The 16,081-nt window shown below is 58.3% G+C and carries 9 protein-coding genes; 1 reads left to right on the top strand and 8 read right to left on the bottom strand.

The features are described 5' to 3' along the window. Positions 1-612 precede the first annotated feature (612 nt). Positions 613-2,433: a peptide-N-glycosidase F-related protein gene (locus tag RIKMI_RS13775; RefSeq protein WP_051214485.1), complete on the bottom strand. Its 1,821-nt coding sequence runs from the start codon at positions 2,431-2,433 to the stop codon at positions 613-615. Continuing rightward, positions 2,430-4,694 carry a GH92 family glycosyl hydrolase gene (locus RIKMI_RS0109695; RefSeq protein ID WP_027291447.1) on the bottom strand — a complete coding sequence of 755 codons (2,265 nt, stop codon included), beginning with the start codon at positions 4,692-4,694 and terminating at the stop codon, positions 2,430-2,432. The genes RIKMI_RS13775 and RIKMI_RS0109695 overlap by 4 nt, the downstream gene beginning before the upstream one ends. Positions 4,695-4,772: 78 nt before the next feature. Here RIKMI_RS0109695 and thiM point away from each other — a divergent pair, with 78 nt between their 5' ends. Beyond that, complete coding sequence (thiM, locus tag RIKMI_RS0109690) at positions 4,773-5,555, top strand: hydroxyethylthiazole kinase (protein ID WP_027291446.1); 783 nt, start codon at positions 4,773-4,775, stop codon at positions 5,553-5,555. 112 nt (positions 5,556-5,667) lie between these two features. Here thiM and RIKMI_RS13770 read toward each other — a convergent pair whose 3' ends face one another. The 6 genes from RIKMI_RS13770 to der form a co-directional block, all read right to left on the bottom strand. Beyond that, complete coding sequence (locus RIKMI_RS13770; RefSeq protein ID WP_051214484.1) at positions 5,668-6,972, bottom strand: glycoside hydrolase family 16 protein; 1,305 nt, start codon at positions 6,970-6,972, stop codon at positions 5,668-5,670. Positions 6,973-7,008: 36 nt separating this feature from the next. Next, a complete protein-coding gene (locus tag RIKMI_RS0109680) occupies positions 7,009-7,575 on the bottom strand; it encodes a cob(I)yrinic acid a,c-diamide adenosyltransferase (protein ID WP_027291445.1) in 567 nt (188 codons plus the stop codon). 670 nt (positions 7,576-8,245) lie between these two features. Next, positions 8,246-9,427 (bottom strand): peptide-N-glycosidase F-related protein, encoded by a 1,182-nt coding sequence (locus RIKMI_RS0109675; protein WP_027291444.1) that lies wholly within the window; start codon positions 9,425-9,427, stop codon positions 8,246-8,248. Positions 9,428-10,155: 728 nt separating this feature from the next. Then, positions 10,156-13,482 carry a glycoside hydrolase family 2 TIM barrel-domain containing protein gene (locus RIKMI_RS0109670; RefSeq protein ID WP_027291443.1) on the bottom strand — a complete coding sequence of 1,109 codons (3,327 nt, stop codon included), beginning with the start codon at positions 13,480-13,482 and terminating at the stop codon, positions 10,156-10,158. Between the two features lie 25 nt (positions 13,483-13,507). Then, on the bottom strand, positions 13,508-14,311 hold the full coding sequence (locus RIKMI_RS0109665; protein ID WP_027291442.1) for a hypothetical protein: 804 nt from the start codon (positions 14,309-14,311) through the stop codon (positions 13,508-13,510). A gap of 187 nt (positions 14,312-14,498) precedes the next feature. Beyond that, positions 14,499-15,815 carry a ribosome biogenesis GTPase Der gene (gene der, locus RIKMI_RS0109660; protein ID WP_027291441.1) on the bottom strand — a complete coding sequence of 439 codons (1,317 nt, stop codon included), beginning with the start codon at positions 15,813-15,815 and terminating at the stop codon, positions 14,499-14,501. Positions 15,816-16,081: the final 266 nt, after the last annotated feature.

Raw genomic sequence — 16,081 nt, 5'->3', positions numbered from 1 at the left:
ACGGCGGGATGAATCGCAATCTCTGTTTTGCAGATACGCCGCGACTTGGAACTGACAATCTGCCGCACGCCGTCTCGACGGTTTCAACCGTCAGGCGTCATAGCCGACGATTCTTACGAATCGCACCAATACATGGACAGTACCGGGGCTGACTGAGGGGAAACTGATATAATCGTATGATTATCTTTCATTCGGGTCGGGCGCACGGAAATGGCCGCGGTTTAGGGTTATTACGGCCAGCGAGCGGCACCGGGCCTCCCGAGGGGGGAGGCGTCCGGCCCGCTTGCTGATGTGGAACTTTAGTTTTAACCATATGGTTCAAAATAAGTTTCCGCGCCAGCGGACGGGCCGCAGCCTCCGAGCAGCGGAGGTCCGTAACTCGCATCCGCTCGTCGTTCCTCCGCAAGCTACGGCCCCTTGCGAAAAACCGTACGGTTAAATTATCTCATTTATCGGCTTTGCGCCCACCCCCCGAAGCCGCAAAGCGGCTTGGGCGCATAAGCCGGCGATTCTTCCGAATCGCATCAATAAAAAACGTACTTTTAATTTGCGGATTCAAGCCCGGAGCCAGCGAGGGCGCGACCGCAGGTTGCAGCCGCCGGACCTGTCGGGTTATTTCCTGCGTTTACGGGCTTTGTGCGCTTTCCCGGATTGTTTGTCCGGATGAGGATCGCTCAGAGCGGTACGTTCATCGCCGGCCGGAAGCCGATCGACCCGTTCGCCCACGATCGCACCGGACAGACACCAGTAGCTGAAGCTCGAACCCTGCGGTTCGCCCTGCGGGATGGTTACGGCGAACGTATGTCTGCCGGCAGGCAAGTCGCCCAGCGGGATATAGACCGGATTGGTTACCGTGCCGGGACACCAGTTCGACCGGCTCAGATCGCTGGACGACAAGCCGTTGCTGAAGTTTCCCGATGCCGGATTGCGGCGGCGGTACGAGGAGCAGTCTTCGCGCCACGGGATGAAAGCGAAGATCTTCCGCCCGTCCATGTAAACGGTATTCTCTTTCTGGTTGAACTCGTCGCCGCCGCCCCAGCCGCCGTGTCCGGTGGTCAGGTAGACGAGCTGCGCCCCCCGGACTGGATGCGGTATATCGACACTCACGCGGAGCGAATCGCTGCCCATGAACGACGGGTAATCCTGCCCGCCCTGCTCCATCAGGTTCAGCGAATTGAATACCGGGATGACGGTCCGTTCGCCTTTCTGCCCGCCGCCGGGATGGTATTTCAGGGTCAGGGAGAGTTTATGTGCCTTTTCCGTCCAGTTGCCGATGTAGGCGCCGATCCACGCTTCGCCCTGAAGAAGCGGAGCCAGGTGGGTGACGTCCTGGTGGTAGATCACCGAGTCGGCCCACACCTGGCCGGGAACCCGGTGCGAATTGTACCCGCCCACGCCGAAAGGCGTGAAGAAACGGATCAGCTCGACCGGCGTGTCGTAAGTGTCGGTAGCGATGATGCCTGGGTATCGTTTGCCGTTATGCGACTCGAATGCGGGGACGGTCGCCAGCCCCCCGACCAGCGCGTCGAGGAACGACTGTTCCTTGCCTGCGGGAATCACGAACACCGAACCGGTACGGTCGTAGGCGTCTTTGTCGGCTTTCTGGATTACTTGCGCGAAAATGTCCCAGCCTTCGGAGGATTCGGGCAGTCTGACCTTGCGGAGGATTACGGTGCCGCCGCTTAGACGATAAACGGTGTCGGCCAGCAGCGAATCGACGGCGCCGGGCGCATTGGAGGAGGAGATGCCGATATATTCATTGTCGAACACGGGGACGGAGATCACTCCGGCATTGTTGATGCGGTAACGGTACATGGGGGCATCCACCACGACCGCGAATGCGGGGATCGTTTTTTGCCCGGCAGGAATGTCGATTTTTTCGATCGATTGCGCTTTCAGCCCGATGCGTCCGTTGCGCGAAGTCATCAGCACCAGACCTTTCGGCAGGTCGGCGGCCGGTTGTACGGTACCCTGCACGCCGGCTTCGTCCGTAAACCAGTATTTAATGGTGTTGGATTTGATAACGGTCGTCGCCACCTTGCATCGATAACCGCAGATAACCGTGTCGCTCGGCTCGACGGTCAGCGCCGAGTCGAGCACGAACGGCTCTTCGGTGGCTATGGTCGTGCCGTCGGGCATCTCGGCCATGCTGTAATACTTGTGCGTGCCGTAGTCGATATACTGGGTCTCGCTTACGCGGCTCCGGTCGTTTTTTCGCAGGCGGGCGCCCCATTCGGGGTTCTGTTCGAGCATCAGGGCCGTGTCGATTTCCCGGTGGATCCGGCACTGATCGCCGTCGATGGTCAGTACGGTCCGGAAAGCCGACGGACGTCCTTCCTTGCCGGGGGAGGTATAGGTCACTTTCACCGCTTCGTCGGCCATTGTGCCTGCCGTGAGCAGGCCGAGGGCGGCGGTCAGTAGGATTTTTTTCATTTCTGGGGTTTGTTAGTACAGTAAATGGTCAGCCGGCCGGCATCGGTCAGCTGCTTGTGCGAGATGAAATATCCCCGGAAAGGTTTGCCGTCCAGCTCGATCTTTTCGATATAAATGTTCTCCGGCGTGCGGTTCACCGCCTCGATCACCAGTTCGGACCGTTTGTAATACTTCGGGTCGAGCCGAATCGTTACCTTATCGAACGTCGGCGTGGTAATGACATATTCGGCTTTGGCCGGACAAGCCGGGTAGATGCCCATCATCGAGAGGTTCTGCCAGGCGCTCATCGTTCCCGCGTCGTCGTTGCCCGGCAGGCCGCCCGGTTTGTTGCCGTAATACCGTTCGAGACACTGGTTCACATAATATTGCGTTTTCCATTCGCTGCCCTTGACGTAGGAGAAGTAGTACGGATAGCCCATGTCGGGTTCGTTGCCCATGTCGAAATAGCCTTTGTCGAAGCAGGCGCTCAGCGAATCGACGAACCGTTCGGAGGAGCCGTAGAGTTTGACGAGGCCCGGAATGTCGTAAGGGATGCTGAACGAGTAGTTCCACGAACTGCCTTCGTGGAAACCGTTCACCGGTTTGAAGTTTTCGCCTTCGCGCGGGTTGAAGCCCGGCATGAACGTTCCGTCGGGCAGCACGGGGCGCAGCAGGCCGTAGTTTTTGTCGAAATACTTGCGGTAGCCCATCGCGCGGGCGTTCAGCATTTCGTAATCGGCGGTTTTGCCCAGCGCCTTGGCCATTTGACCGAGGCTCCAGTCGGCCACGTAGTATTCGATCGCCTGCGATACCGAATTGTCGAACGGAGTACGGAGCGGAATGTAATGGTGTTCGGCGTAGAACGACTGGTCGCCGCGGATGCGGTTCTCTTCGGCCGGGGCGGCGGCGTTCTTAAGCATCGCCTGGTAGAGCGTTTCGGTATCTATCCCTTTGGTAAGGCCGAGGAACCAGCAGGCGGTCATGTAGGGCAGCGCGGCGTCGCCTTCCATGGTCATGAACTCTTTGGCCGCGATTTCGAATTTCGGCAGGTTGCCGGACTCCTTGTACATCTGCATCATGCTCAGGGCCATGTCGTTCTGCCGCTGCGGGAAGAACAGCGCCCCCATGAACGGCGTGAGGCGATAAACGTCCCAGCCGCTGAACATGGTCAGCCGGTCCGCGCCCTGCGGCATGCGGCGGATGCGGCCGCTTTCCATTTCCGGATAGTCGCCGTTCGCGTCCTGGAGCACGAACGGGTGTACCCAGTTGTGGTACAGGCCGGTGTAGAACTGGGTCTTCTGGTCTTCGGTCCCCCCTTCGAGGGTGGCCACGCCCAGCACTTCGTTCCAGGCCGTTACGGCATCGGCGTAAATGGCGTCGAAGTTTTTGCGGTGTTGTTCGCGGTCGAGGTTCTCGCGGGCATTCTCGATGCTCACGTACGAAACGCCGACGGCCACTTCGATAACCTCGCCGTCGGCAGTGGAATAGTTGAACGCTACGCCGATGTCGTCCCCTGCGATGGGTTGTTTGAAGCGGGTATAGACCTTATACTGGTTGCTGGTGCTGCTCCAGTCTTTGATCGCGCTGTGCGAGAAGTCGGGCTGCTTTTTCCAGTACTGAACGCTCTCGGCAGGCTTGCTGGTGCGCACTACGAAATAGACCGGAATCACCGATTGCGGCACGCCGTAACAGAAGTCGCCCATGATCTTGAACCCTTCGATTTCGCTGTCCGAAACGATCCTGGCATAGCCGCCCGATTCGGTGGTCAGCCCCTGTCCGATGTTGAACAGGATGTGCGACTCGCCGGCCGGAAAGGTGTAGCGCGAACGGGAAGTGCGGGTCGTGGCGGTCATTTCGGCCAGCACGTCGTAGGCCGAAATTTTCGCCGAGTAGTAACCGGCTTTGGCGACTTGGTTTTCGAGCGGCGAGGCGTATTTTTGGAAATCGACTTCCAGCGGGCCGGTCGTGGGCATCAGGATCAACGACCCGAGGTCGGGACAGCCGACGCCGCTGAGGTTCACGTTCGTAAAGCCGATCATCCACTTGTTGTCCCAGACGTAGGGGGTCGAGCACCAACTGTCCGTATGTACTTTGTGTTCCGGGCGGGGAATGGTGTTGAACGGCGACATGCTGACCATCCCCTGCGGAACGAGCGGTCCGGGCTGGGTGGTTCCGTAGTTGGAGGTGCCGATAAAGGGATTCACGTAGTCGGCCGGAGTTTTCTGCGCGTAGGCGTGGCCGACGGCGCAAAGGGCGGCTGCTGCGATAAACAGTTTTTTCATATTGGGTTATGGGTTGTGTGGAATTTGCTTATGGAGGCAAAGATATTTAATTTAGGGCGAATTTCAGAGTAGGTATCTATGGAACGGAACGAATCTTTGCGGCGCGACGTGGCCGCTATCCGGGAGCGCTCTCCCCTGGTGCACAACATCACGAATTTCGTGGTGATGAACAATACGGCGAATGCGTTGCTGGCCCTCGGTGCATCGCCGGTGATGGCCCATGCGCGGGAGGAGGCGGCCGACATGGCGCGTCTGGCGGGGGCGTTGGTCGTCAATCTGGGCACCCTGTCGCCGCAGTGGGTGGAGGGAATGGAACTGGCGATGCGCACGGCACGCGAGGCGGGGATACCGGTCGTTTACGACCCGGTGGGCGCGGGCGCTACGCCGTATCGCGACGAGGTGAATGCGAAGCTGCTGCGGGAGGCGCCGCCGGCCATCGTCCGGGGCAACGGATCGGAAATCATGGCGGTAGCGGCGGGTTTCGGGCTGGGGACGGCCGTGCGGACGAAGGGGGTGGATTCCACGGCGGGGTCGGATGCGGCCGTCGAGGCGGCCGCGGCGCTGTCGGAATTCCTGAAAGCGGTGGTGGTCGTGAGCGGCCCGACGGATTATGTCGTGCATGGAAACGAGGTTATGGAGAACGGCTACGGTACGCCGATGATGACACGGGTGACGGGTATGGGATGCACGGCGTCGGCTCTTTGCGGGGCGTTCGCGGCGGTGAACGGCGATCCGGCAGAGGCGGCGCTGAACGCGATGGCGCTGATGGGAATATGCGGCGAGCGGGCGGCGGCCGCTTCGGCGGGGCCGGGGAGTTTTCAGACGGCTTTTCTGGATGCGTTGTACGCATTCGAAGCGTAAGAAGGGGTATGGCATGAACGCTAAAAGCCCCGTACCGCCAACCGGCGGTACGGGGCTTTTAGCCGAGGACGATGGCCGTTCCGAGCGACCGATCGGAGGAGATTCGATGGTCTCAACGTTTCGACAGTACGATGTCGTCGAGCGAGACCGCTTCCTTGCCGTTGTTGGTAAAAGTGATGCGTACCGTGGTTTTATGCCCCGGATGGTCGGCCGGGGTGACGATGGAGAACCGGCAGGGCCGGAAGCGCCGACCGAGGCGGAAGTCGTCCGAGGCGGAACCGGCGGGTACGACTTCGCCCGATACCGGACGGATATTGGCGGCTTCGGCATGCAGACGGCCTGCACGTCCTTTCGCATAAAACGAGACTTCGTAGGGGCGGGAGGGATCGGCATAGACATATTGCGACACGGATTCGCCGGGAGCCAGCACCAGCCCGTAGCGACCGTTACGGGCGGCTTCCGGGCTGATCCGGCCGCCGCCTTCCCACGGGAACGACGCTCCGTCGTATTCGAATCCCCCGTTGGGCAGTTCGTTCGTTTCGTCCAGCCCCCACTGGTAATGGCGGACATAATCCACTTCGATACTCGTCATACCGTCGTGGCCGTAAGCCCCGAAGAACATGACCATGGCATGGTTGGGCGATTTGATCGCGTCCGGATCCCACGATTCGGCTACCAATCTCCCGTCGATATAGAACTTTAGTCCGGCGGGCGTCCATAGCATTCCGTGTCTCACCCACCGGTTCCGGTAGTCGCCCGGAATGACGAAGTGCCCGATGTTGCCTTCGAATTTACCGTCGGGGGCCACATTTCCGTGAAGGACGATTTCGGTGTTGATATATTCGCACAGGTCGATTTCGAATACTTGCCCGCGCGGCCGCCAGCCTTGCATACTGTCGGCGGTTTCGCTTCCCTGTTCGAGGTAGTAACGGGAGTCGGGCCCCGGCGAATCGAACCAAAAGGCGGTGTTCAGCCCTTTGGTGCCTTCGGCGGCGTTGCGGCGGATACGCGCTTCGAAATATCCGCCGATATTACCGGGCATCAGGTTCCGGTCGGCATTCCAATCGTAGGTTTGTATCGATGATATTTTGCGGCCGCTCTCCCAGAACGGGGATTCGGGGCTGCGGTCGTCGACTTTCAGGATGACCGAACTGTCGGTGAACTCCATATAGGGTTGCGGCAGACTGTCTTTCCGAAAGGCTTCGAAGTGGTCTTTACCCCAAAAATTGAGTTGCGAGTAGTAGTTGGTAGTCCATTTCGACCGGTCGAGTCTCTTTTCATTGAATTCGTCGGCCCAGACGAGCCGCATGCCTTTGGGCAGTGCGGCGGAGGTTTCCGGATTTTGGGCCGGGGCGGTTCCGGATGCCAGGATTGCGGATAGCGCGAACAGGGCGCCGGCGGTGGGGTTCGATTTCATATCGGAGTGGATAGATGGGGGCTTCTTCGGTGTGTGTTACCGGCGGGAATCTTTTTGGGGTTCCCAGCGCAGCTCTTCTGCGCCGAGGTCGTGTCCCAGTCGTCGGCCCAGTGCATAAAAATAGTCGGACAACCGGTTCAGGTATCTCCGAACGGTTTCGGGGACGGTCGGATAGAGGTCCGCCGCGTTTACGGTGCGTCGTTCGGCCCGACGGCAGACGGTGCGGCAGATGTGGCTGTAGGACAGGAAGGGATGGCCGCAGGGCAGGGTGAAATGGCGCAGTTCGGGCAAACCGTCCTGCAACCGGTCGATATGGGTTTCGAGTTGTTCGATGTCTGCGGGCCGGATTTGCGGCAGTTTCGGCATCAGGGTGTCTTCGGAGGCCAGCAGCGAAGCGCAGCTCATCAACCGGTCGAGTATCTGTTCCAACTGGGCCTTCTGTTCGCTGTGCCTGTCGTCCAGCATATCGTGCAGATACCCGGTGTGGGCGGTCAGTTCGTCCACGGTGCCGTAGGCCTCGATCCGGGGATCGTTTTTCGGCGCCCGCGTGCCGCCTGCCAACGAGGTTGTCCCTCGATCGCCTGTGCGTGTATAAATCTTCATACCTATACAGTAAATGGAATCGTTCGTCTATCCGTGCATTAGGTTTGAGGGTACTGTTCTCTTTGTTCACAACCGACGCTGCCAGCGAGTGTAGAGCGTTTTTATTCAGGCTTTTTCGATCGGAACGACAGCCCGTTGTTTTGCGGTTCGCAGAACCGCCGGCCTTGTCGCCTTGGCGCTTTGCGCCACGGGGGGAGGGCGACAGGCCGAAGTTCAGGTTTTGGGTGCGGGCTATCGTTTCATACAAACCCGCGTCCGGAGCGCAGAAAACTGCGAAACCCGAGGCGCACACGACTGCTCGGAAATTCGCCTTCCCCCTGGAGCCTCGGCCACCCGAACGAGTTCGATGGCCGAGGTTGCTCGTCGGTTTTTGCTTTTCAAAGAAAGAACGGTTGCCTCAGAACTCTAATGTAACGGATAAACGAACGGTTAAAAACAAAGGGTAACTATATACGATTTTACCCTAATTTATATGTATACTTGATTCTCAGCGTATTTCGGCCCGCGCCCACCCCCCGAAGCCGCAAAGCGGCTTGGGCGCAGGGCCGGTTAGGAAGATCATTATCTGATTTTGGGTAAAATCGTATATAGTTGCCAAACAAAGATACGGAAAAACCCGCACTCTTCAGTGAATGCGGGTCGGAGATAAAAACAAGCTATGCCCTTTTGCCTACAAATCGCAGACCACATAAGCGCTCACAAGCCAGTGGTTCAGCTTGTCGCCCACAGCCCGCTGCGCATCCGGGATGCTGACCGTGATCCGGTGTTTGCCCGGCTTCAGCTCCGGCAACGCCACGCATTCCGGCACGACGCACGACCCCGGACACCAGTTCGAACGGCTCAAATCCGACGATGCCAACGACTCCTCGATCTCCTTGGTTTCATATTCGCCGCTTTCGGCGATATAAGGCGCCTGACGCTTGATCAACCATACCCCGGAACCCGGATTGAAACGGCGGAACGAAGCGCAGTCGTCGCGCCACGGGATAAAATCGAGCACCGGCTCGCCGTCCACGAAAACGAGGTTCCGCTGCCTGGTAAACTCATCGCCGCCCGAATGGCCCCCGTGCCCCGTAACGACATAATAGAGCCGGGCATTCCTGGCTCCCTTCGGAACCGTAATTTCGGCCGTCAGATCTTTCGCGGCAAAAGAGGTAGAGAGATTCTGAGAACCGATATAGGGAACCGTATTCATCGCCGGAATAACGACGCTCGGCACCGCCTTGTCGCACTTGAGCGGGCTTTCGTCCAGCGTGATATCCAACGACACGAGGTACCCTTCGGTCGTCCAGCTGTCGATCCAGATGCCGATCCATGCCTCGCCCCGGAGCATCGGGACGAGCTGCGAAACGTCCTGCGTCCACTGCACCTGTTTTTCCCAGTAAGGGATGTAAACCGGCTTGCGGTGGAGCCTGTCGTCGCTGAAATGCCCCACCCCGAACGGAGTCATAAAGCGGAGCAGTTCGACATACGGAGCCTTGCCCCCCTGCGGCGTAACGCCCATATACGCGCTGTCGGCGCCGGGAGCCAGCGGCGCTTTCCCCCGGATCATCCGCATGGGATCGTCGCAGGCCGGAATGATAAAACACGAGCCGGATTTGTCCCAGCGGTCGCCGTTCGAGGCGAGGGTCAGCGTAACGGTGGCCTTCGTCGTGCGTTCGTATTCGGGAAAAACGACCTTTTTGAAGATATAGCGGCCCGTCCCCCCATGCAGTACGCCTGCGCTGTCGGGGCGCGTTTCGTCATACTCCCCGAAAGCATGCACGGGGGTATGGTCGAAAACCTCGAATTTCTGGGCCTGCGCCGTCAGTACGGCCGCAGCGAGAGCGGTGAAAAAGAACAATTTTTTCATGGATTTTCAATTCTGTTTAGCATATCGACGGTGTAAAGATAACCCTTACGCGGCTAATTTCGAAAGCAACCATATACGACTTTACCTGAAATCGAGTAACGATCTTCTCGAACAGACAGTGCCGGATCGATACGCAATTATCTGAAAATCAAGTTTGGTAATAAAACCGAACGATGTCGTATAAAGTCACCATTCCGAAATACGGAACGGAGAGAATCCGCCCCCTCTACCCTGCTCCTCCGCCCTGCGCCGGGACAAAAGATTTCGGAATCATCCCTTCGCATATTGTCGCAAGAAGGATCCGCCCATTCGGGACATCCCGAAGCCTGTCGGCCCGCAGCTCCTCGGCGCAAAGGCCCGCTGCCGGCCTGCACACGGGCCGGACTGGAACGCCCCCCTTGCCCTCAGACCGCCGTCTCCCCGCATGGCGGCTATACGGGCATCGCAACCTCCGCAATCCAGTCCGCAACGGGCGACCGGTCATTTCAACATACGTTTTTTCAGGAATTTACAGAATAAAAACAAAAAACCGTCCCGGGTTTTCAAAAAACACCGGGACGGTTACCGTCACTACATCCTGCGTTCAGCAAGGGGCATTTATATCTCTCTTTACACCACCTGTCTTTCGGCTCGCTCCGCCCCCGACGGACGACAACCGTCCGGCGCAGAATCGCAATAGGGTCTCTCGGAGCCGTTATCCCCGGTCGTGCAGAACGTATATCGGATGCCTAATATTTATACCCCGTCTGGCGCTGGATATTCGAGCCGCTCCGGACCGGCACCAGCGTGAAGCCCCACGAATAATCCTTGTTCGCCGGGAGCTGGTACTGCGGATAAGGCTGGGAATACCAGCTGTCGTCGCCCCCTACGCCCAGCATCTTGTAATCCAGGCAGAGTTCCACGAAATCGCGCGGGGCGATGTCGTTGATGTGCGTCTGTTTCGGTTTTACGTTACGGCCGGCCGCATCCGAATGATCTTCGTCCGGCGTGCGGTTGAACCACTGGTACGGTTTGTCCGACTCCTGCCCGTCGAAATCCTCCACCGAATTGCGCAGCGCGTTGAATTCCATCCGATCGTCCGCCTCCACCAGCAGCCCCTGCCCTTTCGGACGGTTCAGCGCCAGCCAGCGGGTATCGGTGTGGTGTCCCGTCTCCTGCGGACGCACGTAATCGAAATTCTCGACCCCGGCATTGCTGCGGTACAATCCTACGTTCGTGCCGTAGTTGCGGTCCTGATAATTCTCCTCCGGGCCGCGGCCGAAATATTGCAAATTGGCCATATCCGCCGGCAGACGCATTCGCATACCCAGGCGCGGCATCTGGCTCTTCGATTCCGGATTGCCCCTGAACGCATAGTCCACATGCACCGCGCCGCTCGGATACACCTTGTAAGCCACCGTGAGGGAACAACCTTCCGGCAGGGCGTATTTCGCCGTCACCAGCGCCGTCTTCCCTTCGGTCGTCGCCGTTACGGACGAGGCTTTCAGGTTCCGCGAAGCCTCTTTCCACACCTGGAGCCGCTTGGGCATGCCGCTGCCGTAATCGTTGTCGGTCGGCGCCCGCCAGAAGTTGGGTTGCAGGCCGAAACCGTCCTGCACGTACTCCTGGCTCCCGGTGCGGTACGAAACGATATTCCCCGTCGTTTTGTCCACCGTGAGACCGAAATTCGTCCCCACCACGTCGATCCCGTCCGGCCCTTCGTCCACGCTCACCTGTCCCTGCGCCGTATAGGTCCGTTTGGGTCCCTTGAGGTGTTCCAGTTCGAACTGTTCGGTCGCCACCGTCTCTCCGGCTTTCAGCGGGCCGTCGGCCGCCTTGAGCGAAACGGTGAAATCGACGAAATATTCCGTCCCCGGCTGCGCCGTGAGGCCGCTGAGCGGTACGGTAACGATTTTCGTCTCGCCCGGGGCGAGGTTCAGCCCTGCGAACGCCCCCTGCCGCACCACGCGGTTATTCGCGGTAACCGTATATTTCACGTTGTATTTCGACAGGTTCGTAAAATCGTACAGATTCTTCACTTCGAACTTCCCGGCTGCCAGATCGACGGGCCGGAACCACACGTACTGGTACATCTTCTTGACCTCTGCGATCCCCGGATGCGGCGTGCGGTCGGGACTTACCAGCCCGTTGCAGAGGAAATTGCCGTCCGAGGGACGGTTCTCGCCGAAGTCGCCGCCGTAGGCCCAGTACGGATTACCTTCGGCATCTTCGACCAGCAGCCCCTGATCGACCCAGTCCCAAATGAAACCGCCCTGCAAGTTGGGATATTTGTAGATCGCTTCCCACATGTCGCGGAAACCGCCGCCCGAATTGCCCATCATATGCGCGTACTCCGACGGAATGTAGGGCCGGTCGGTCTTCATCTGCCCCCAGCGTTCGAACGCGGCCGCCGAGGGGTACTGCGGACAGAAAATATCGGTGTTCCACTCCAGAATGGCCCGTTCGTACTGTACCGGACGAAGGGTATCCATCCCTTTGAGCCACAGATAGGTTTCATAGAAGTTGTAACCGTTTCCCGCCTCGTTGCCCAGGCTCCAGAACATCACGCAGGGGAAATTCTTGGTCTGGTGATACATGTTCTGCGTGCGGTCCATATGTTTGGCCAGCCACTGCGGGTTGTTCCCCAGCGTGCGGCCTTTGGCCAGGTCGTAGCCCATGCCGTGCGACTCGATATTGGCCTCGTTGCAGAGATAGAAACCGTATTCGTCGGCCAGTTCGTAGAAACGGCGCTGCTGGGGATAATGGGCCAGCCGGATCGCATTGATGTTGTGGGCCTTCATCAGGCGGAAATCCTCGCGGATCGTCGCCTCGTCCAGCACGTGGCCGTTCTTTTCGTGGTGTTCGTGGTAATTCACGCCCTTGATATAGACGCGTTTGCCGTTCACATAGTACTGGTTGCCCCGGACTTCGCTGGTACGGAAACCGACCTTCGCGCTGGTATATTCCACGAAGTGGCCGTCCACTTTGATTTTCAGCACGAGGTTGTAAAGGTACGGGTCTTCCGCGCTCCACCGGCGCACGTTCCTGTACGCATCCTTATTTTGCAGGGCGCTGCGGCGGAAACGGACGGTATCGCGGCCGTAACCGTCCATCTCGATCTCCTGATACGAGTAGTCGATCATCGTCCCGTCGGCGTCTTCCAGCTCGAACCAGACCTGCACCGGCCCGGACGGTTTCACGAAATTATTGACCATCGCCACGTCCAGGTTCAGGAGCCCGTCGGTATAGGCCGAGTCCAGGGTCGAAACCACATAGAAGTCCTCGATATGGGTGCGCGGCTGCGAATAAATATACATCTCGCGTTCGATCCCGCTGAGCCGCCAGAAATCCTGGCATTCCAGGTAAGAGCCGGTGCTCCAGCGGTAAATCTCCAGCGCGAGGGTGTTGGTGCCGTCGGTCAGGTAATCGTTGAGCTTGAATTCGGCGGCATCTTTGGAATCCTCCGTATAGCCGACTTTGTGCCCGTTCAGATAGACGTAAACGCCCGATTTGGCCCCGCCGATATGCAGGAACACGTCGCGGTCCTTGAGCAGCAGCGGCGCTTCGAACGTGGTACGGTACAGCCCCACTTCGTTGGCTTCCGGCAGTTTCGGCGGAGTCGGTTTATAGGGCGCGAACTCATAAGGCTGGTTCGTATAGATCGCGTCTCCGTAGCCGTTCACCTCCCAGGTCGCCGGTACGGACAGGGTGTCCCACGACGATACGTCGAACGACGGTTTGTAGAAATCCGCGGGGCGCTGCCGGTGGTCGGGCAGCCATTTGAACCGCCACGGCTTATTGAGCGAAATGTAATATTCGGAGGTCGTATAGTCGTTGGCGGCGGCTACGTTGCGGTTTTCGTAGGACATGAAGAATGCGCGCGGCTTCTCGCGTCCCACCTGCGCGATCTCCGGATTCTGCCATTCCGGCACGGCAGGTCCGGCGACCGTCCCGTCGCGGTCGGCCTGCCCGAACCGCCACTCGGCGGGGGGCAGCTGTCCGTATGCGTCGCTGCACAGCAGCGCCGAAATAGCGCCCGCGGCCATCGTTGCGGTCAGTTTCATTTTCAGGTTCATCTCTTTTCTGGTTCGGATTAGGGGTTTATTGATAGTATTCGATCTTGCGTTCGGTAATTTCGGCCGTTTTCATCGTTTCGTTGTAGGCGATACGCCGCACCCAGTTGCCCTGCGCGTCGTATTCGTAGGTAAAGACGGTACGGGTCTCTTTCGGCGACGCTTGTTCGTCCTGCACCGTCGCGCTGGCCGGCAGGCCGTTACCCTGATAGGTGTAGCGGACGACGACATGCCGATTATCCCTTTTCCCGCCATAAGAATAGGTATCGCGGCCGGTCAGCTCACCGATGCGGTTGTATTCGTTCACCTCGCGCATCAGCAACACGCCGTGCCCGCTGAAGTAGCGGGCCTCTTTGCAGTATCCGCGCCCGTTCAGGTCGTAATCTTCCCGGCCGGTCTCCGTGCCGTCGGCGAGGGTCGTTCCGGTACCGATCAGCCGGTCGTCCTTATCGTACCGGTAGGCCACCCGCGACACTTCGACGGAGTCTTTCCGCCGTACTGCGGCCGCTTTACGCGGGCTTCCGGCGGTGTATTCGTAAACGACCGTAACGACCGGCAGCGTATCGTCCACAACCTGTATCTCTTCGGTCAGGAAACCGTCGAGATTATACGCGTAAACGGTCTGCGGCACGTCGGTAGCCGCGGTATCCTTGAACCACTCCCCTGCATTGGAGTGGGCGGGATAGGTCGCCGTGCGCAGGGTTTTCGGATGGCCGTGGAAAACTTCCTGCCGGGCGGCATCCGTATGCCGGCCGTTTTCGGCAACCGGAGCACAGGAGATCGTACAAAACGCCGCCGCGACGACAGCGGCGGTCAGCGACAAAGGTTTCATTCGGAATAGGTGTCTATCGGTTCTTGGAAATATCATCTGGTAGTCCTGCGCCGTTTTTCGATTCGGATTCTCCCGCCGACGGCGCAAATTCCCGGTCGGAATGCCCGGCGGCACCGCAGAACCGGAACAGGATCGTACGGGAACAACGGGTTCTTTCGTGCAAAACCGCATGGGCAGGCCATTGTCCTTATTTCTGGCGGAAATAGATCTGCATCGGCACGCCGCTGAAATCCCACTCCCCGCGGATGCGGTTTTCCAAAAAACGGCGGTACGGGTCTTTGACGTACTGGGGCAGATTGACGAAAAAGGCGAACTGGGGCGTCGGCGTGGGCAGCATCATCGCATATTTGATACGGACGTACTTGCCTTTGATGCTCGGCGGCGGTGTCTGTTCGATAATCGGCAGGATAAAATCGTTCAACTCGGAAGTCGGGATGCGCCTCCTGCGGTTGTCGCAGACATGAAGCGCCGTTTTCAGGGCGTCGAAAATCCGCTGTTTTTCCGTGACCGACGTGAAAACGATCGGCACGTCGCTGAACGGGGCCAGTTTGCGCCGGATATTTTCGGCATACTCTTTCATCGTGTTGCTCTGCTTATCCGGCACCGTGTCCCACTTATTGACCACGATCACGCATCCTTTGCGGTTCTTGACGATCAGGTGGAAAATGTTCATGTCCTGCGCATCGACGCCCTGCGAAGCATCGAGCATCAGGATCGCCGTGTCGCACTCTTCGATGGCCCGGATCGTGCGCATCACGGAATAAAATTCCAGATCGTCGGTCACTTTCTGTTTCTTGCGCAGCCCGGCGGTGTCCACCAGATGGAATTCCATCCCGAACTTATTGTAATAGGAGTGGATCGCGTCGCGCGTGGTACCGGCAATCGGGGTCACGATATTGCGTTCTTCGCCCAGCAGGGCATTGGTCAGCGACGATTTGCCCACGTTGGGCCGCCCGACGATGGCGATTTTCGGAATGGTCGTTCCGTCGGTCTTCTCTTCCGGACCATCGGCCGGCAGGGAGGCCACGACCGCATCCAGCAGGTCGCCCGTCCCGGAACCGGTCATGGAACTGACGGTAACCGGATCGCCGAGGCCCAGCGAATAAAATTCGTAGGCATCGGTCTGGCGCATCGCATTGTCCACTTTATTGACCGCCAACAGTACCGGTTTCGACTGCCTGCGCAGCAACTCCGCCATCGTCAGGTCGAGGTCGGTGATCCCCGTCTCGACATCCACCATAAAGATCAACGAGTCGGCCTCCTCGATGGCCAGTTCCACCTGGCGGCAGATCGCCCGTTCGAAAATGTCTTCAGAATTGACCGTGAAACCGCCCGTGTCGATCACCGTGAACTCGCGCCCGTTCCAATCGGTCGTCCCGTAATGGCGGTCGCGCGTGGTTCCTTCGGTAGCATCCACGATGGCCTGCCTCATACCCACCAGCCGGTTGAAAAGGGTACTTTTGCCGACATTCGGTCGGCCGACTATCGCTACTATGTTTCCCATTATTCGATATTCTTTCTTAGTTTCACCTGATTGTCAGCACAATACGATTCTCTGCGACAACCGGCGTCCCATCTGCGGAACGGAAATAAGACCCGTTCCGAACAGGATGTAAAGTTAATACAAATTTCTTTATCCCCCGACACACTTGCAAAACACTGATAATGAAGTATATAAAAATTTATTAATAAAATATTTTAAAAAATTAATAAAATAATTTTGTAATTAAAATTTCATGCCTTACCTTTGTGACATCGATTTAGGGAGGA

Source organism: Rikenella microfusus DSM 15922 (genome assembly GCF_000427365.1).
Taxonomy (GTDB): domain Bacteria; phylum Bacteroidota; class Bacteroidia; order Bacteroidales; family Rikenellaceae; genus Rikenella; species Rikenella microfusus.
Note: the sequence above shows the minus strand (reverse complement) of the source record. Positions and strands in the feature narration are given on the sequence as shown.

Excerpts from the sequence above, each read along its gene's own strand:
- RIKMI_RS0109695 (WP_027291447.1), bottom strand. The coding sequence starts at position 4,694 with ATGAAAAAACTGTTTATCGCAGCAGCCGCCCTTTGCGCCGTCGGCCAC.
- thiM (WP_027291446.1), top strand. The coding sequence starts at position 4,773 with ATGGAACGGAACGAATCTTTGCGGCGCGACGTGGCCGCTATCCGGGAG.
- der (WP_027291441.1), bottom strand. The coding sequence starts at position 15,815 with ATGGGAAACATAGTAGCGATAGTCGGCCGACCGAATGTCGGCAAAAGT.
- RIKMI_RS0109665 (WP_027291442.1), bottom strand. The coding sequence starts at position 14,311 with ATGAAACCTTTGTCGCTGACCGCCGCTGTCGTCGCGGCGGCGTTTTGT.
- RIKMI_RS0109680 (WP_027291445.1), bottom strand. The coding sequence starts at position 7,575 with ATGAAGATTTATACACGCACAGGCGATCGAGGGACAACCTCGTTGGCA.
- RIKMI_RS0109670 (WP_027291443.1), bottom strand. The coding sequence starts at position 13,482 with ATGAACCTGAAAATGAAACTGACCGCAACGATGGCCGCGGGCGCTATT.
- RIKMI_RS13775 (WP_051214485.1), bottom strand. The coding sequence starts at position 2,433 with ATGAAAAAAATCCTACTGACCGCCGCCCTCGGCCTGCTCACGGCAGGC.
- RIKMI_RS13770 (WP_051214484.1), bottom strand. The coding sequence starts at position 6,972 with ATGAAATCGAACCCCACCGCCGGCGCCCTGTTCGCGCTATCCGCAATC.
- RIKMI_RS0109675 (WP_027291444.1), bottom strand. The coding sequence starts at position 9,427 with ATGAAAAAATTGTTCTTTTTCACCGCTCTCGCTGCGGCCGTACTGACG.